Origin of the sequence: Alcanivorax sp. MD8A (genome assembly GCF_002888555.1) — a bacterium.
Classification (GTDB): domain Bacteria; phylum Pseudomonadota; class Gammaproteobacteria; order Pseudomonadales; family Alcanivoracaceae; genus Alcanivorax.
Genome location: NZ_AQOQ01000005.1, coordinates 1 through 16,892 on the forward strand (window position 1 = coordinate 1; position 16,892 = coordinate 16,892).

At 59.3% G+C, this 16,892-nt stretch carries 16 protein-coding genes and 1 tRNA gene; 4 read left to right on the forward strand and 13 right to left on the reverse strand.

Annotation, left to right across the window (positions count from 1 at the left end; all coding sequences use genetic code 11):
* Positions 1-26: 26 nt before the first annotated feature.
* The 7 genes from radA to rpsF form a co-directional block, all read right to left on the reverse strand.
* Entirely contained in the window at positions 27-1,394 is a 1,368-nt protein-coding gene (gene radA, locus A15D_RS03870; RefSeq protein ID WP_102790850.1) for a DNA repair protein RadA, read from the reverse strand.
* A gap of 192 nt (positions 1,395-1,586) precedes the next feature.
* Complete coding sequence (alr, locus tag A15D_RS03875) at positions 1,587-2,648, reverse strand: alanine racemase (RefSeq protein ID WP_102790851.1); 1,062 nt, start codon at positions 2,646-2,648, stop codon at positions 1,587-1,589.
* Positions 2,649-2,730: 82 nt separating this feature from the next.
* Positions 2,731-4,125, reverse strand: coding sequence for a replicative DNA helicase (dnaB, locus tag A15D_RS03880; protein WP_102790852.1), 1,395 nt, complete (start codon positions 4,123-4,125; stop codon positions 2,731-2,733).
* A gap of 258 nt (positions 4,126-4,383) precedes the next feature.
* Positions 4,384-4,836 carry a 50S ribosomal protein L9 gene (gene rplI, locus A15D_RS03885; protein WP_102790853.1) on the reverse strand — a complete coding sequence of 151 codons (453 nt, stop codon included), beginning with the start codon at positions 4,834-4,836 and terminating at the stop codon, positions 4,384-4,386.
* 18 nt (positions 4,837-4,854) lie between these two features.
* Positions 4,855-5,085, reverse strand: a complete 231-nt coding sequence (gene rpsR / locus A15D_RS03890; protein WP_022983792.1) for a 30S ribosomal protein S18 — start codon at positions 5,083-5,085, stop codon at positions 4,855-4,857.
* Positions 5,086-5,099: 14 nt separating this feature from the next.
* Positions 5,100-5,414 (reverse strand): primosomal replication protein N, encoded by a 315-nt coding sequence (gene priB / locus A15D_RS03895; protein ID WP_022983793.1) that lies wholly within the window; start codon positions 5,412-5,414, stop codon positions 5,100-5,102.
* Positions 5,415-5,416: 2 nt separating this feature from the next.
* Positions 5,417-5,758 carry a 30S ribosomal protein S6 gene (gene rpsF, locus A15D_RS03900; protein WP_102790854.1) on the reverse strand — a complete coding sequence of 114 codons (342 nt, stop codon included), beginning with the start codon at positions 5,756-5,758 and terminating at the stop codon, positions 5,417-5,419.
* Between the two features lie 286 nt (positions 5,759-6,044).
* Between rpsF and A15D_RS03905 the strand changes: the two genes are divergently transcribed.
* Entirely contained in the window at positions 6,045-6,752 is a 708-nt protein-coding gene (locus tag A15D_RS03905) for a hypothetical protein (protein WP_102790855.1), read from the forward strand.
* Positions 6,753-6,754: 2 nt separating this feature from the next.
* A complete protein-coding gene (locus tag A15D_RS03910; protein ID WP_102790856.1) occupies positions 6,755-7,345 on the forward strand; it encodes a hypothetical protein in 591 nt (196 codons plus the stop codon).
* 202 nt (positions 7,346-7,547) lie between these two features.
* On the opposite strand, the gene rlmB is transcribed toward A15D_RS03910, so the two are convergent.
* Positions 7,548-8,318, reverse strand: a complete 771-nt coding sequence (gene rlmB / locus A15D_RS03915; protein ID WP_102790857.1) for a 23S rRNA (guanosine(2251)-2'-O)-methyltransferase RlmB — start codon at positions 8,316-8,318, stop codon at positions 7,548-7,550.
* Between the two features lie 133 nt (positions 8,319-8,451).
* Positions 8,452-10,884 (reverse strand): ribonuclease R, encoded by a 2,433-nt coding sequence (gene rnr, locus A15D_RS03920; RefSeq protein WP_022983798.1) that lies wholly within the window; start codon positions 10,882-10,884, stop codon positions 8,452-8,454.
* Positions 10,885-11,010: 126 nt separating this feature from the next.
* On the opposite strand from rnr, the gene A15D_RS03925 reads away from it, so the two are divergent.
* Positions 11,011-11,097: transfer RNA gene (locus A15D_RS03925), tRNA-Leu, on the forward strand.
* Between the two features lie 97 nt (positions 11,098-11,194).
* The gene (locus A15D_RS03930; protein WP_022985236.1) at positions 11,195-11,431 is read left to right on the forward strand and encodes a hypothetical protein; all 237 of its coding nucleotides are present in this window, start codon (positions 11,195-11,197) and stop codon (positions 11,429-11,431) included.
* A gap of 43 nt (positions 11,432-11,474) precedes the next feature.
* On the opposite strand, the gene A15D_RS03935 is transcribed toward A15D_RS03930, so the two are convergent.
* The 4 genes from A15D_RS03935 to A15D_RS03950 form a co-directional block, all read right to left on the reverse strand.
* The gene (locus tag A15D_RS03935; protein WP_102790858.1) at positions 11,475-12,167 is read right to left on the reverse strand and encodes a hypothetical protein; all 693 of its coding nucleotides are present in this window, start codon (positions 12,165-12,167) and stop codon (positions 11,475-11,477) included.
* Positions 12,168-12,259: 92 nt separating this feature from the next.
* Positions 12,260-13,858 carry an alkaline phosphatase gene (locus A15D_RS03940; RefSeq protein WP_102790859.1) on the reverse strand — a complete coding sequence of 533 codons (1,599 nt, stop codon included), beginning with the start codon at positions 13,856-13,858 and terminating at the stop codon, positions 12,260-12,262.
* 12 nt (positions 13,859-13,870) lie between these two features.
* On the reverse strand, positions 13,871-15,430 hold the full coding sequence (locus A15D_RS03945) for an alkaline phosphatase (RefSeq protein ID WP_102790860.1): 1,560 nt from the start codon (positions 15,428-15,430) through the stop codon (positions 13,871-13,873).
* Positions 15,431-15,599: 169 nt separating this feature from the next.
* The gene (locus A15D_RS03950) at positions 15,600-16,892 is read right to left on the reverse strand and encodes an adenylosuccinate synthase (protein ID WP_022985240.1); all 1,293 of its coding nucleotides are present in this window, start codon (positions 16,890-16,892) and stop codon (positions 15,600-15,602) included.

Sequence of the window (16,892 nt, forward strand, 5' to 3'; positions counted from 1 at the left end):
TATTCACTGTTAACTATTAACTGCTCTTAGAGGTATTCCAGCGCCTGCGCCACATTGCTCACCCCAATCACCTCCACCCCGTCCGGCAAATTCCGGGGCAGGTTCGCTTTTGGCACAATCGCTTTCTTGAAGCCATGTTTCACCGCCTCATGGAGACGCTCCTGCCCCTGGGGTACCGGGCGAATCTCTCCGGACAACCCCACCTCACCGAAGACCACCAGTTCACGCTCCAGTGCCCGGTCTCGGAAGCTGGAGACAATGGCAAGCACCTGCGCCAGGTCCGCTGCGGTTTCCGTCACCTTCACGCCGCCCACCACGTTCATGAACACATCATGGTCGCCCACCTGAATGCCACCATGGCGATGCAACACCGCCAGCAACATGGCCAGCCGGTTCCCTTCCAGGCCGACACAGACCCGGCGGGGGTTACCAAAGTGGGAAGCATCCACCAGCGCCTGCAACTCCACGAGCAGCGGGCGCGTGCCCTCCCAGACCACCGTCACCAGTGACCCGGAAGCAATCTCGTCGGCACGGTTAAGGAAAATTGCCGAGGGGTTCTTCACTTCTTTCAGGCCTTCGCCGGTCATGGCAAAGACACCCAGTTCATTCACCGCGCCAAAGCGGTTTTTCAAGCCCCGCAGCGTCCGGAAACGGGAGTCCGTGGATCCTTCCAGCATCAGCGAACAATCGATCATGTGTTCCAGCACCTTGGGGCCAGCCAGGGTGCCGTCCTTGGTCACATGCCCCACCAGCAACAACACCGTGCCCGTCTGCTTGGCGAAACGGGTCAGCGCGGCGGCACATTCCCGGACCTGAGCCACACTACCGGGGGCCGACTGCAGCGCTGAGAGATACATAACCTGGATGGAATCCACGACCAGAATCCGCGGCTGCTCCTTGCGGGCCAGCTCAAGGATTTGCTCCACATCGGTTTCCGCCGCCAAGCGCAATTTGTCTTTGGGTAATTTCAGACGATCCGCGCGCATGGCCACCTGGGAGAGCGATTCCTCACCAGTGATGTAAAGGGACTTCTGGGTGTCCGCCAGCTTGCACAGGGTCTGCAACAACAGGGTGGATTTTCCCGCGCCCGGGTGCCCCCCGATCAGAATGGCCGACCCCGGCACCAGGCCACCACCCAGCACCCGATCCAGCTCACCCATACCGGAACCAATGCGCGGCGTTTCCTCCAGCACGATGTCGTTGAGGTTTTGCACCTCCGAGAGCTGACCGCTAAAACCACCACGACTACCCGCCCCTTTTGACGCAGGAGTAGCCGGGTCGTGAACGAATTCCTGCAAGGTATTCCAGGCACCGCAGGACGGACACTGCCCCTGCCATTTCGGCGTATCTCCACCACATTCCGTGCAGACAAAAGCGATTTTTTTCTTGGCCACAACAAACCCTTCTTGTGCAGACGAATCTATGAAACCGCTGCAGGAACGTAGCGCAGCGGAGTAACGCACAAAGTGCGGCCCCAAAGGGGTGAGCGCAGCGAATAACACCGCGTGAGTTGCGAATACGAGCGTTAGCGAGTAACGCGACACCATTTTGTCCGCGCCTCAAATGGCGCTACAGCGACCTTCGGATTAAACGACAATACGTGCCGGACGTGCGGTGATCTGACAGAACAATTCATAGCTGATAGTGCCACAGGCCTTCGCCACCGCATCCACCGCTACCGCATCGCCCCACAGTTCCACTTCATCGCCCACCTGTGCATCAATCCCGTTCAGGTCGATGGTCAGCATATCCATGGAGACACGACCGACCAGTATCGTGGGCTGCCCGTTGACCGCCACCGGGGTGCCACTGGGAGCATGACGGGGATAGCCATCCCCGTAGCCGACCGCCACCACGCCGACACGCCCCGCACAGGCCGCGGTCCAGGTTGCCCCGTAACCCACGGACTCGCCGGGCTGAATATCATTGATCGCGATCAGACGGGCACTGAAGCGGTGACTGACCTGCAAGTCCAGATCGCTGGCACTTTGCCAGTCAAGCGGCGAGGAACCGTACAACATGATTCCGGGGCGAACCCGTTGCCCACGGGCATGGGGGTAACGAATCAGCGCCGCGGAATTGGCCGTGGACAGTGGTAATTGCAGACGCTGTGCCACCTCTGTGGCCAACAGAAGCTGCTTTTCAGAAACGCTATCCGTGGCGTCATCAGCACAGGCGAAGTGGCTCATGATACCCAGCGGTTTCATGCCCGCTGCCGCCAACTGCTCTGCCGCCTGCAGCGCCCATTCCGGGCGCAGGCCCAACCGGTTCATCCCCGTATTGAGCTTCAACCAGATGCGGGTAGGTGCCGGCTTTGCCAGCAGCAACTGAACCTGCCAGAGCGAGTGGACCACCACCTCCAGCGAACGCCGCCGCGCGTGTTCCAGTTCATCCGCATCAAAGAAGCCTTCCGCCACCAAGATCGGCCCGGCGATGCCGCTATCCCGCAACGCCACGGCCTCTTCCATCACGGCAACGCCAAAGCCCTCTACCGCCGGCACCATGGCCTGCGCTGCCGTAAGCAGCCCGTGCCCATAACCATTGGCCTTGACCATGGCAAAGAGCTCAGCGTCACCGGCAAGTCTCCGGGCACGGCCGGCGTTGTGCGCCAATGCGGCTGTGCGAATCTCCACCCGGGTGCCCCGCATTACACACGGCTCCCGTGCAAACCCGTATCAAGGCTTGCCCTACACTGACCCGCTAACTTGCCGTTTGAATCGTGCAACGCAATCACTCATCCATTGCAGACAGCTGGGCGTAATACTCTGGCGCCAGATCATCAAAGCGCGAGTACTGGCCCAAGAATGCCAGACGCACGGTACCGATAGGACCATTCCGCTGCTTGCCGATGATCACTTCTGCCACGCCCTTCTCGCTGGTTTCCTTGTTGTACACCTCATCGCGATAGAGAAAGGTGATCAAATCCGCGTCCTGCTCGATGGCTCCGGATTCACGAAGATCCGACATCACCGGGCGCTTGTTGGGGCGCTGTTCAAGGGAACGGTTCAACTGGGACAGGGCCAGCACCGGGCAGTTCAGTTCTTTGGCCAGGCCTTTCAGCGAGCGGGAAATCTCCGAAATTTCGTTGACCCGGTTATCCACCCCCGGCACCTGCATCAGCTGCAGGTAATCGACCATGATCGCTCCCAGCTCGCCGCCACACTCGCGCGCCACCCGACGTGCACGGGCCCGCATTTCCAGGGGGCTCAGCGCCGGGGTGTCATCGATAAAGAACTTTTGCTCACTGAGCATGTGGATCGCCGAGGTCACCCGCGGCCAGTCGTCTTTTTCCAGCTGCCCGGAGCGCACGGCGGTCTGGTTGATTCGCCCCAGCGAGGCCAGCATCCGCATGACAATGGATTCTGCGGGCATTTCCATGGAGAACACCAGCACCGGCTTGCCGGCCTTGATCGCCACGTTTTCGCACAGATTCATGGCAAAGGTGGTTTTACCCATGGAAGGACGGCCGGCGATAACCACCATATCCGCGGGCTGCAGACCACCGGTCATTTTATCCAGCTCGTCAAACCCCGTGGTCACACCGGTGATCGCGCTCTTGTTCTTGTACAGCTCATCAATACGATCCACGGTCTTCTTCAGAACCGACTTGATGTCCTGGGGGCCAGAGCCTTTTTTCTGCTGCTCGGCAATCTCGAAAATGGCGGACTCGGCCTTGTCGAGAATTTCCAGCGACTTGCGACCTTCCGTATTGAAAGCACTTTCCGCCACATCATGAGACACATTGATCAGCTGACGAAGGATGCTGCGCTCGCGCACAATTTCCGCGTAAGCGGTGATGTTCGCAGCACTGGGAGTATTGCGCGCCAGCTCGGACAGGTAGGTCATGCCACCAATGTCGTCCAGCTGCCCCAACTGGGTTAGCGCCTGGGATACCGTCACCAGGTCACAAGGGTTTTCTTCCTCTACCAGTTGCGCGATGACCTCGAAGATCTGGCGATGGGCCTTGCGATAGAAATCCCGTGCACCGACACGCTCAGCCACATCATCCCAGGCGCTGTTATTGAGCAACAGGCCACCCAGGATTGCCTGTTCGGCCTCCACCGAATTCGGCGGCACCTTCAGGTTTTCAGGCAAATGTTTATCCAGCGGCAAAGGTTCGTTCATGGGGTAACCAGGATCCAGTGATGGGTTATGAGCTACAAGCTGCAACACGGGCACAGTCATCATTATTGGAGAGGCCATCACCCGCGCCCCGGACTACCAGCGCGGCTGCAGACATTCAAAATCAAGAGAAGCTGTGATCGCGTTGTAGCTTGTAGCTTGTAGCTTGTAGCTTGTAGCTGCCATTAAAAAGGGCACTGCCCTCGCGGACAATGCCCTGATTCTGTCACCGTGCCCAGTAATGGGCAAACCGGTTATCCGTTACTCGGCAGGCACCACGGCCAGCTTGATGGTAGCGGTAACGTCGGCATGCAGCACCAGGTCGATTTCGAACTCGCCGGTGTTGCGCAGTGCGCCGTGAGGCAGCTTCACTTCCGCCTTTTCCACTTCCACACCCGTGGAAGAGGTGATGGCTTCAGCGATGTCACGGGTACCGACAGAGCCGAACAGCTTGCCCTCATCACCGGCCTTGGCGGCAATGGTAACGGTAGCTTCGTTCAGCTTCTCGCCACGCTCCTGAGCGGCAGCCAGCTGCTCGGCAGCATGCTTTTCCAGCTCGGCGCGACGGGTTTCCACTTCAGCCAGATTGGCTTTGGTGGCAGGCAGAGCCTTGCCCTGAGGGATCAGGAAGTTACGGCCGTAGCCGGAACGTACGTCAACCACAGCACCCAGGTCGCCCAGGTTTTTGATAGTTTCCAGCAGGATCACTTGCATGATAGTAGTCCCCTCGGCTTAGCTGTCGTGGCTGTCAGTGTACGGCAGCAGCGCCAGGTAGCGGGCCTGCTTGATGGCAGAGGCCAGCTGACGCTGATAGCGTGCCTTGGTGCCGGTGATACGGCTGGGCACGATTTTGCCAGTTTCGGTGATGTAGGCTTTCAGGGTGTCGAGATCTTTGTAATCGATGTACTCAACACCTTCCGCGGTAAAGCGGCAGAACTTGCGGCGGCGATAAAAACGGGCCATTGGATATCTCCTGTTTAATCCTGATTGAGAGGTTCCAGCGTCTGGGCAATCAGCTGCAGTCGGTCCCGGGCGTCTCCCTTGTAACCAGCGCGGCTAAGGCATCCGGTTACCTTGATTCGCTGACCCTCTTTCAGGCCCTGGGCCTGTCGGGTCATCCCGCCCGCCAGAATCACGGCGATACGGGCCTGGACTTCACGGGGGTGGCCGTCTTCCAGCTGTCGGGAGCGATGCTCCAGCCACAGCCGTTGGCGGGGTACCCCTGCCGGTGTCAGTGCCACCTTTTCAAGGCTGGCGACGATACCGGTGAGTTCGCAGCAATTGATTTCCAAAATTAGCTGGCAGCCCCCTCCTTCTCATCGTTCTTCGCCAGCGGCGACGGCTCGGTAACAGCGTTGTCGCGACGAATCACGAGGTGACGGATTACGGCATCGTTAAAGCGGAAAGTGTTTTCCAGCTCGGCCAGGGTTTCGCCGTCACATTCGATGTTCAACATCACATAGTGGGCTTTGTGGATCTTGTTGATGGAGTAGGCCAGCTGACGGCGACCCCAATCTTCAACACGGTGGATAGTGCCTTTGCCATCGGTCACGATCGCGCTGTAACGCTCGATCATGGCGGGCACCTGCTCGCTCTGGTCCGGGTGAACCAGGAACACAACTTCGTAATGACGCATGTTAGCTCCTTACGGTTGAGACACCTCACGGTGTCAGATCAGCTTCCCCCGGGCCTGTCGGCACCGCGGTGAAGCAAGGAGGCCTGCCCTCCGGAAACCACCGGAATGCAGGAAGCGCGCGATTCTATCCCATTCGCCCCGGACAACTCAAGCCGTGTGGATTGCCAACGGTGCACAGTCCACGTATCCTCAATGAAAACAAAAATGCTACAAACGCTTACAAAAAGCGTCGTTTACCCTAAGCCTCTGATTTACAGAGGAAAACAACAACAATCGGGATACGACCATGCACTACAGAGCCCTGGCCTTTGGTCTGTGCAGCCTTAGCTTTCTGAATCCTGTTCACGCACAGGATGCCCTGCCCCCCTGCGGCAGCCCCGTGGCCGTGCCGGAAAAACCGATTCTGGAGGATTATCCGGACTATACGGACTTCCTGCTCCAGATCATGAAATACAAGCAAGCCAGCCGGGATCAGGCCGCCCATCGACAAGCATGCCCGGAAGACTACCTGCCTGAGCACACCGCCAGCACCGACCCGACCGTGATCGACGGGCCGGAAACCCTGGATAGCGCTCTGCAACGCACCCCTCGCATACCCGAGATTGATTATCAGGCACATCGCACCTGGCATGACCGCTCCACGTCTCGCAGCTTTGTCCTGTCTCCCCTGACCGCGCCAGTGCTCTCCACCGAGCGACTGCGCACTCTGCTGGGTAACGCAGGCAGTGACGAACCATTGATCCTGCCGATGACCGTGGTGGGCATGCAGCTCAAAGGCGTAAACGATGGTGGCAACGCACAAGGGCTCGAAGAGCAAACCGCATACCTCCAGCTACCTTATGAGGAACGGCAAGCTCAGATTGCCGCGTTCGTTGCAGAAAACCGGGCCCAGCTCGACGACATGTACACCGTGAATGGACTCACCGTGTATCTCAACAAGGACGATGAGATCTACCTCATTGAGGGGATCGGCTACGGGCCACTGGGGTTCTAGGGATGCTCGGGTCCGGGGTAGGTCAGGCAAGACTCCTGCTCAGTGTTCTCCTTACACTGCCCAGCTTTCTGTTTGCCTCTCCGCTGTCACAGCAACAAGCGAACATTCTCGAACGTGCAGCCGGCCCCCGCCCCGAGATTCAGCACTACGAGCGCCAGGACCAGTTTGTCACCGATCTGCTTGCCTGGCAGACCCGCAAAAACCAGCTTCAGCAACGACTGGAAAACGGTGAAAACATTTCACCTCCGCCCCCGCCCAGCCAAGATGACTGGCATCATGTCACCGGCCCCGAAGACCTCGACACCGCCATCCGCAATGCAGAGGGCTATCAGCAGCCCCGTTATCAGGAAGCACGCCGGTTTGACCGCACCACTCACCTGAGCTTCCCGCTGTCGCCATTGGAAAAGGATCAACTGGCCGAAAAAGCCTTGAGCGCAGACGCACTGCCCGAGCCCCGCCCTGATGAAGACATCCCCGAGGTCATCCTCGAAGAAAACACCCGCCTGCAACGGGAAATGGCCGCCAGCCACGCAGGCCCGGCCCTACCCTCCCTGGAACGCCAGCAGTTTGTGAGCCACTCAGAACTACGGTGAGGCAGTGAACAGTTAACAGTGAATAGTGAACAGTTGCGCGAGCAACGGCTCTGCGGTTTTAAACGCATGAGGCCGCGCCCAATGGTTGGGCGCGGCCTCATACGTTTAAACAGTCAAAACCCCAAGATCGCGACGCTGTTCACTATTCACTATTCACTATTCACTATTCACTATTCACTGTTAACTGTTAACTGTTAACTGTTCACTGCCCCCCGCCCTTCTTCTGCGCACAAACAGCAAACAACACCACCCCTGTCGCCACGGAGACATTCAGGCTTTGCACTTCGCCCGCCATGGGAATTTCCAGTAGCTGGTCGCACTTGTCTTTGGTCAGCCGTTTCAGGCCAGCCCCCTCTGCGCCCATGACCACCGCCAGGGCATCCGGGGCCTGGAAATCGAACAGGGAGGTGCTTCGTGATTCCAGCGCTGTCCCGACGACCTGGACCCCGCGCTCTTTGAGCTGGTCCAGCAAGGTCGCCAGGTTACCCACCTCATAATAAGCCAGACTCTCAGCGGCCCCCACGGCGGTACGGCACGCCACCGGCGTCAGACCCGCCGCGCCGCGACGGGGAACAATCACCGCCTGCACCCCCGCAGCATCGGCACTGCGCAGGCAGGCGCCAAGGTTATGGGGGTCGGTGACATTTTCCAGCACCAGCAAAAACGGGTTGGCCGGCTTGCCGTCCAGCCACTTCAGCAGCGCATTTTCATCTGCGGGACGACGCGGACGGGCACGCGCCACAATCCCCTGATGCTGGGGACCGGCATGCTTCTCCAGCACCTCACGGCGGGCCCGCTGGACCGCAATCCCGAAATCCCTGGCGGCCCGAATCATGGCCTCCAGCCGCGGCTCCTCGCGCTCGGCGCGGGAGTCCTGGACAAACAATTCCAGCACCGCCTCGGGGCGATGGCGCAACAGCGCCTCCACTGCGTGGAAGCCGGAATACATCAGGGGTTTCTGGGCTTTACTCATTGGAACGCCTGCACGCTACACGCACCACGCTACACGCGGTGGGAAAAGAGAAATGCAGGAGCTTGCCTGCAAGCGATTCACGCCAGCGACAGGTGGCAAATCGCTTGCAGGCAAGCTCCTGCAGAATGAAAAGCTAGCTCTTCTTGCTGCGCCGGGCCGCCTTTTTACCACGGGGCGGGCCCTTGCGCTTGGCCTTCGGCTTGGGGATATCGCCCTTGGCAAGCTTTTCCCGCTCGGAGAGCCCCTTCTTGCCGCTGCTCTGGCCGGCAGCGCCCTTACCGGACGCCTTGCTGCCGCCCTTGGGCCGCCCCTTGCGGGACGGCGTCGACGACTCCAGCTGCAGGTCGATCTTGCGGTCTTCCGTATGCACTGCCGCGACCCGCACGGTGACAGAGTCGCCCAGACTGAAGCGACGCCCGCTGCTTTCGCCATTCAGGCTCATGTTCACTTCGTCGAAGTGGTAGTAGTCGCTGTCCAGGTTGGCCACATGCACCAGCCCGTCAATATGCAGCTCGTTAAGCTGAACAAACAGGCCAAAGCTGGCCACGCCGCTGATTACCCCCTCGAAGACTTCACCGATACGCGACTCCATAAACTGGCACTTGAGCCAGGAAATCACGTCACGGGTGGCTTCATCCGCACGGCGTTCGGTCATGGAGCATTGTTCGCCGATCACCACCATGTCTTCCTGACTATAGGGCAGGATTTTCTGACGGGGAATCTCCGGCAGGCTACCAGGATTGTCCACATGGGCGGGCAGCCCCTCGGAGCGAATCAGATAACGGATTGCCCGGTGCACCAGCAGATCCGGGTAACGCCGGATCGGCGAGGTAAAGTGGGTATAGGCCTTGTAGGCCAACCCGAAGTGGCCCTTGTTCTCTGCTTCGTATTTGGCCTGGGTCATGGAGCGCAGCATCATGGTCTGGATCACGTTGCGATCCGGACGCTCCAGAATCTGTTCACGCAGCTGCTGGAACACCGCCGGTTTCGGCGCCCCTTCGGACCAGGCAATGCTCAGCCCAAGCCCCCCGAGGAACTGCTGCAACTTGCTCAGACGCTCTTCCTTGGGCGGCTCATGGTTACGGTACAGGGCAGGCACTCTGGCTTTTTCCAACAGCTTGGCGGCACAGATATTGGCGGCCAACATGGCCTCCTCAATCATGATATGTGCCACATTGCGCACCACCGGCACCATGCCTTCAATCTTGTGGTTTTCGTCGTAGATGATGCGGGTTTCTTCACTGTCGAAGTCGATGGCTCCCCGCTCTTCGCGGCGTCGGCGCAGGGCCAGGAACATCTCGTGATAGGCCCACAGCATGTCCAGGGACTCATCATCCAGACTGGCCACTGTTTCCTGAGCCAACTCGGACTCCGGGTCCTCGATCATCGCGCCCACCTTGGTGTAGGTAAGACGGTGACGCGAACGCATTACGCCCTCACGGAACACAAAACCGGACAGCCGGCCATTGGCCGAGATGGTCATGTCGCAATACAGACAGAGTCGGTCCACATGGGGATTCAGGGAGCACAGCCCGTTGGACAGCGCCTCCGGCAGCATCGGAATCACCCGATTGGGGAAGTACACCGAGTTACCGCGCTTGGCCGCTTCGTTATCCAGCGCCGAGCCCGGATACACGTAATGGCTCACATCGGCGATGGCCACAATCAGGCGCCAACCGCCACGGGGACGACGCTCCACATACACAGCGTCATCGAAGTCGCGGGCATCCTCGCCATCAATGGTCACCAGCGGCAGGTCACGCAGATCCACCCGGTTGGCCTTGGCCTTGTGGGGGACACTATCGCCAAATGCATTGGCCTGTTCTTCTACCCCGTCCGGCCATACATGGGGGATCTCGAAACGGCGCAGGGCCACTTCGATTTCCATACCCGCCTGGTCCGGGGTCGCAATGATTTCTTCCAGCCGAACCAGTACATGGTGATCACGGCTGGGGTACTGGGTAATAGTGGCACGGACATGGTCACCCGGGTTGGGCTTGATGCCGTTCTTGTCCTCGACCAGCACTTCCTTGGTGATGCGGCGGTTTTCCGGCTCCACAAAGCTGATGCCGGCTTCCCGGTAATAGCGGCCGACCACTTCGGTGGTGGCGCGCTCGGTAATTTCGACGATACGGGCTTCTTTCTTGCCGAAACGATTGACCCCGGCATCACTGACCAGCACCCGATCGCCGTCCATGACCTTTTCCATCTGGCGGGGGCCGAGGAACAGGTCACTCTGGGATTTGTCATCGGGAATCAGGAAGCCAAAGCCATCCTTGTGGCCCTGGATCTTGCCTGCAATCAGGTCCATGCGGGACACCACACCAACCTTGCCGTTGCGGTTCTGTACCAGTTGGGCATCGCGCAGCATGGCGCGAATACGGCGGTCGAGACCGACCTCACCGTCCTCGCCCACCTCCAGCAGCGCAGCGATGTCTTCGAAGGCCAGGGGCTTACCCTGGTCATTGAGTACGTCCAGGATCAGCTCACGGCTGGGCACCGGGTTTTCGTACTTTTCCGCCTCTCTTTCGGCGTGGGGGTCGCGGTAACGCTTTTTTGGGGGCATTGAGGATTTTTTCGAAAAGGGATTTGACATTCGTCCATCATATACTAGAATGCACGCGCTTTCGCGATGAACCGAACATGAAACGGTAAAAACTTTACCGGACTCATATACGGCTCAGCACGAAACGCCGAGGTGGTGAAATTGGTAGACACGCTAGCTTCAGGTGCTAGTGGGGGCAACCCCGTGGAGGTTCAAGTCCTCTCCTCGGCACCAATTTCGAAAGGGCTCCCAGACGGGGGCCCTTTTTCGTTTCTGGCCTGCCGTCACCCGTCTCCCGACATTCGATGAGGTCGCTATTGCCATGATACTGATGCGTAATCTGCTTGCCGCCTGGGTACTGGCCACCGGCCTGTTCCTGGCACCGGTTTCAGCCTGGTCTGCCAACAGCCCCGAACAAGGCGCCCGCAGCAGCGAGATCCATCCAGCCATCGCCGCCGCCGACGCCCAGCGCGAGAAGGAAGCCCGCCGCAAGCGTTATCTGCTGCTGTTCCCTGCCGCTGTGGTGGTGATCACGGTAGGCCTGATCGTCATCACCCGTCGCAAATAGTCCCCCGCCGCCGCCATCGCTGATGGCCACTGGGGCAGACGGATCAATGCGCGTGTGAGTGCGCCGGTGCCTGCATCGGTGTGCCATCGGCCTGATAGAACCCGCTCGCACCATGCTCCACAAAGCCCAAAGCAATCATGCGGCGCAGGAAGGGATCTGCTTCGTTATCCCCGACATCCGCAAAATCCGTGCTCTGCCAGGCCGACCAACGGGCAAAGGTGTCCCTCTCGGCGACCTGCTCCAGTGATACCAGCTGCCAGACCGTGTCGTTTTCGGCGATCCGGGCCGGCAGTCCTGCCGTCTCCAGCCACAGCACCCGGGCGCCTTCGGCATTCTCGAACTCACCCGCCTCGCACCCCTGCACGACCGCCACCTGATCACTGACTCGCTGATAACCATTCTCCTGCGGCACCGGCCAACCGGTTACCGCACCCCACTCTGAGGACTTGCCCAGCGCCCGCAAGTCCCCGGCGGGATACCAAATGGTGCGCTGATACTGGGGAAACACCCGCAACAGCGACACCTGATCATCCTGCTGTGACCAGGCACTGATCACGTCTCCACGCTGCCAGGCAACCTGATCATCACCACGATAAAAGTCCACGCTGTAACGCTGGGTGCCGTTATACACATCATATCGGGCATGAATCACGCTCCCCGCCGCAGGCTGAAGACATTGAGCCTGAGCCAGCGGCGAAAGCACCAGCAGCAAAGCGATCCCAATCGTTTTTTTCATTGTGACTCTCCCATTGGCCACACAACCCTGTTTCATATTAGCTCCATACAACAAGGAGGCCTCGCGGGCCTCCTGTTGCCACTGCCGGAGGGTTACTCGGGCAGCAGACCACCCGCATGGGCCATCACATGGAAGATCAGGCTTTGCTCGTTGGTCCCGGTGAGCAGGTGCGCCCCCGGACCGCGAGCCCACACTCCCACATCTTCACCCGCGTGGGTTTCAGAGCTGAGCGGCACCAGTGTTTCCTGGTGGTAACCCGGGCTCTCGGTGTTGACGGCGGCCAGATCCTTGCGACCGGCATCAATGGCAGAGCCGTACCGGGCGTCCGCATCGTGCTCATCGCCCAGCTCGGCAAAGCCCAGGCCATTGGTGTAGCCCAGCGTGGTGTAGGGCATGGAATCCGCAGCCAGGGCCGGAGTGCTTTCCGGTTCACCGCTACCGTCGTTGGTAACCACCTTGCCAAGGATCGGGTTGCCCCGGGTCGGATAGCCCGCAATCGTGAAGACATGGCTATGGTCAGCGGTGACGATGATCAGGGTGTCTTCTTCACTGGTCTTGTCCATGGCGGCCTGAATGGCGTTGGCAAACTCCACCGCATCCGTCAGGGCGCTATAGGCACTACCCGCATGGTGGCCATGGTCAATCCGGCCAGACTCTACCATCAGGAAAAAGCCGTCCTCATCCTTGGACAGGATATCGATACTTTTGCTGGTCATCTCAGACAGGGACGGTTCATCCTTGCTGTTGGCCTGACGGTCCGAGTCGTAGCTCATATGGCTGCTACTGAACAGACCCAGCACCTGGGTAGCGCTGGCGGCATCCAGCGCAGCCAGCTCGGTTCCCGTTTGCAGGTAAGAGCCTGAAGGATGCGCGGTTTTCCACTCGTCGGTCAGGTCGCGGCTGTCAGTACGCTTGCCACCGTCTGCGGTAGGCAGGAAGTGACGGCGGCCGCCCCCCATCACCACATCAATACCATCACCAATGTCGAACGACACCAGCTGATCGGCGATGTCCTTACAGCCATTGGTGGTAGCTTCTGCAGTCAGGTTATCGTCGGATTCCCAGTTACGCTCGGGGCTCTTGGAATAGGTAGCCGCCGGGGTGGCATGGGTAATACGGGCAGTGGAAATGATACCGGTGGCCTTCCCCTGATCTTCAGCCAGCTCAAGGGCGGTTACCAGCTCCTTGCCCTGACTGGAGGCACAATCAGACCGTACCGCGCCTTCCGCTACGCCAATCACCCCGGCCTTGGTTTTCACACCACTCATCATGGCCGTCATGGTGCCAGCCGAGTCCGGGGTTTGCTGGTTGGTGTTATAGGTCTTGATCAAACCGGTAAACGGCATTTTTTCGAAGCTGAGCTGATACTCTTCACCATCGAGACCCTGCATTTGTCCGGCCAGGATGCGTGCCGCCGTCACGGTGGAGATGCCCATACCGTCACCGACAAACAGAATCACGTTCTTGGCCGCACCCACCTCGTTATTGACCTGTTTCTGTGCCGCCGCGGCAACAACCGCCTCACCCTGCTCGTACCAGTCGCTGGCTACCTGTGACGCCGGGAAAGACAGCGCAGCCTCGCCGCCGACATCGCGGCCACCGTCCCCGTTTTCATCGTTATTACTGTCGCCCCCACAGCCGTAAAGCAGTGCCGAGGCGGAAATGGCCAGTGCCAGATATTTGATTTTCATTGTCTTGCTCCTTTACTCAGCAGGGGTCACGGAGGTGGCGGTGGTCATGATATGGAACACCGTGTTTTGCTCCACATTCCCCTGCACCATGTACGCGCCGGCGCCGGCGGCATGCAATGAGATATCCTCACCCGCATGGGTTTCAGAGCCCATCGGAATCAGGGCCTCCTGGTGATAGCCCGGCGCTTCGGTATCCACTGACGAGATATCATGGCGACCGCCGTTTGGCGCCATGGCATAGATGGCATCCGCATCCGTTTCTGCCCCCAGATCGGCAAAGCCAAACCCGTTGGTGTAGCCCAGCGTGGTGTAGGGCTGGCCATCTGCAGCCAGATAGGCATCAGATTCCGGCGCACCGGAACCGTCGTTGGTAACAACCTTGCCAAGAATCGGGTTGCCCTTGGTGGGGTAACCGGCGATGGTGAATACGTGGCTGTGGTCTGCCGTCACGAGAATCAGGGTATCCTCAAGGTCTACCTTGTCTTTGGCTGCCTGCACCGCATCGGCAAAGGCGACCGCATCGTGCAAAGCGTTATAGGCATTGCCGGCATGGTGACCGTGATCGATACGGCCGCTCTCGACCATCAGGAAGTAACCGTCTTCGTTCTTGCTCAGCACCTCAATCGCCGCTTCCGTCATTTCTGCCACGGTGGGCTCATCCGCACCGGTTGCCTGGCGGTCAGCGTCGTAGCTCAGATGAGAGGAAGCGAACAACCCGAGCAGCTTGTCGGTGGCCGCCAGATCCGCGCTGGCCAGCTCCGTGCCCGTCTCGATGTACAGCGCGCTCTGCTCGGTATCGGCGTAGCGGTCTTGCCAGATCTGGGTCAGATCGCGGTCGTCGGTACGCTTGCCGCCATCGGTGGTGGTCTGAAAATGACGCCGACCGCCGCCCAGCACCACATCAATGCCGTCACCATAATCGTAGGACACCAGCTGATCTGCGATATCCTTGCAGCCGTTGGTTTTGGCTTCATCCGTCAGGCCGTCGTCGGACTCCCAGTTACGCTCGGGAACACGGGCATAGGTCGCCGCTGGTGTCGCATGGGTAACACGGGCTGTGCTGACCACCCCGGTGGAGCGCCCGGCTTCTTCCATCAGATCCAGAAAGGTGTTGAGCTCATTTCCCTGAGAGGAAGCACAATCTGCGCGCATGCCCGCATCAGAAATGTTGATCATGCCGGCCTTGTTTTTCACACCACTCATCATCGCCGTCATGGTGCCGGCGGAATCCGGGGTCTGCTGATTGGTGTTATAGGTTTTGATCAGTGCGCTGTAGGGAAAGGTTTCAAAGGACAGGTAGTTCTCTTCACCCTCATCACCTGCCAGCTGCCCCTGAAGAATTCGGGCCGCTGTGAGGGTCGAAATCCCCATCCCGTCACCCACAAAAAGGATGACATTCTTCGCGGTCGCGGCCGTACGTTCCAGCTCCGCTTTTTCTTGTACATTTGATTGGCCGTCGGTGAACCAGGCACTACCGGACTGATAAGCCGGAATGGCGACATCTGCATTGGCAGCAGCACAAACGCCAGCAGCCAGCCCACTAAGGGCAAACCGCACGATACGATTAGGCATGACAAATCCCCGATTGATGAATGAACCAAGAGGGCACTATCTAATCGGGAAGTTATTGCAGTTTGATCTCAGCAAAACGGCAAAAGGATGATTTGTGAACCGGATCCGGAATAGCTCCTGATTTACACACAGAGCCACAAAAAAGGGCAGCCGAAGCTGCCCTTGTGCATCATGCGAACGGATGTCGCTTGATGATGGTTTCTACCCGGTCCGGGCCGGTGGAGATGATATCGATCGGCGCGCCGGTCACTTCCTCGATACGCTTGAGGTAAGCCTGGGCATTGGCCGGCAGGTCTTCCACTGCCTTGACGCCAAGGGTGGACTCGCTCCAGCCTGGCAGACTTTCGTACACCGGCTTCACTTCTTCATAGCTGTCCGCATCCCAGGCACACTCCAGGGAGTTGCCTTCCGCATCCTGGTAACCGATACAGATATTCACTTCTTCCAGTCCGTCCAGCACATCCAGCTTGGTCAGGCACAGACCGGAAATGGAGTTGATCTGGATAGAGCGCTTCAGGGCCACCGCATCGAACCAGCCACAACGACGGGCACGGCCCGTGGTGGAACCGAACTCGTGGCCTTTCTCGGCCAGGTAGCGGCCATTCTCGTCGAACAGCTCGGTGGGGAACGGGCCGCTGCCCACACGGGTGGTGTAGGCCTTGGTGATACCCAGCACGTAATCCAGATACAGCGGGCCCACGCCGGAGCCGGTAGCGGTCCCCCCAGCGGTGGTGTTGGAGCTGGTCACGTACGGGTAGGTACCGTGATCGATATCCAACAGAGTGCCTTGGGCCCCTTCGAACATGATGTTCTCGCCCTGCTCACGAGCGTGATGCAGCACGGAGGTCACATCGGTCACCATGCCGCGCACGTCTTCACCCAGCTTGAGGGTTTCATCCAGGGTTTTCTGGAAGTCCACCGGCTCGGCGTTGTAGTAATTGCGCAGCACGAAGTTGTGGTAATCCATCACTTCGCCAAGCTTGGCCGCGAAACGCTCCCGGTGATAGATGTCACCCAGACGCAGACCGCGACGGGCGACCTTGTCTTCATAGGCCGGACCAATACCGCGGCCAGTGGTGCCGATCTTCTTGTTGCCCCGGGCCGCTTCACGGGCCTGATCCAGTGCCACGTGCACAGGCAGAATCAACGGGCAGGATGCCGACAGACGCAGACGCTCACGTACCGGGACGCCGTTTTCTTCCAGGCCGCCGATTTCCTTCAGCAGAGCATCCAGCGCCAGCACCACGCCATTGCCGATGAGGCACTGAACATCTTCACGCAGGATGCCGGAGGGGATCAGGTGCAGGACGGTTTTCTTGCCGTCGATCACCAGGGTATGGCCGGCATTGTGGCCGCCCTGAAAACGGGCCACCAGCGACGCCTGATCGGTGAGCAGATCCACGATCTTGCCTTTGCCTTCATCACCCCACTGGGTGCCCAGAATGACTACGTTCTTACCCAT

Bases quoted from the DNA above. Each gene is read 5' to 3' on its own strand.
- alr (WP_102790851.1), bottom strand. From the start codon at position 2,648: ATGCGGGGCACCCGGGTGGAGATTCGCACAGCCGCATTGGCGCACAAC.
- dnaB (WP_102790852.1), bottom strand. From the start codon at position 4,125: ATGAACGAACCTTTGCCGCTGGATAAACATTTGCCTGAAAACCTGAAG.
- rplI (WP_102790853.1), bottom strand. From the start codon at position 4,836: ATGCAAGTGATCCTGCTGGAAACTATCAAAAACCTGGGCGACCTGGGT.
- rpsR (WP_022983792.1), bottom strand. From the start codon at position 5,085: ATGGCCCGTTTTTATCGCCGCCGCAAGTTCTGCCGCTTTACCGCGGAA.
- rpsF (WP_102790854.1), bottom strand. From the start codon at position 5,758: ATGCGTCATTACGAAGTTGTGTTCCTGGTTCACCCGGACCAGAGCGAG.
- A15D_RS03905 (WP_102790855.1), top strand. From the start codon at position 6,045: ATGCACTACAGAGCCCTGGCCTTTGGTCTGTGCAGCCTTAGCTTTCTG.
- A15D_RS03910 (WP_102790856.1), top strand. From the start codon at position 6,755: ATGCTCGGGTCCGGGGTAGGTCAGGCAAGACTCCTGCTCAGTGTTCTC.
- rlmB (WP_102790857.1), bottom strand. From the start codon at position 8,318: ATGAGTAAAGCCCAGAAACCCCTGATGTATTCCGGCTTCCACGCAGTG.
- rnr (WP_022983798.1), bottom strand. From the start codon at position 10,884: ATGCCCCCAAAAAAGCGTTACCGCGACCCCCACGCCGAAAGAGAGGCG.
- A15D_RS03930 (WP_022985236.1), top strand. From the start codon at position 11,195: ATGCGTAATCTGCTTGCCGCCTGGGTACTGGCCACCGGCCTGTTCCTG.
- A15D_RS03935 (WP_102790858.1), bottom strand. From the start codon at position 12,167: ATGAAAAAAACGATTGGGATCGCTTTGCTGCTGGTGCTTTCGCCGCTG.
- A15D_RS03940 (WP_102790859.1), bottom strand. From the start codon at position 13,858: ATGAAAATCAAATATCTGGCACTGGCCATTTCCGCCTCGGCACTGCTT.
- A15D_RS03945 (WP_102790860.1), bottom strand. From the start codon at position 15,430: ATGCCTAATCGTATCGTGCGGTTTGCCCTTAGTGGGCTGGCTGCTGGC.
- A15D_RS03950 (WP_022985240.1), bottom strand. From the start codon at position 16,892: ATGGGTAAGAACGTAGTCATTCTGGGCACCCAGTGGGGTGATGAAGGC.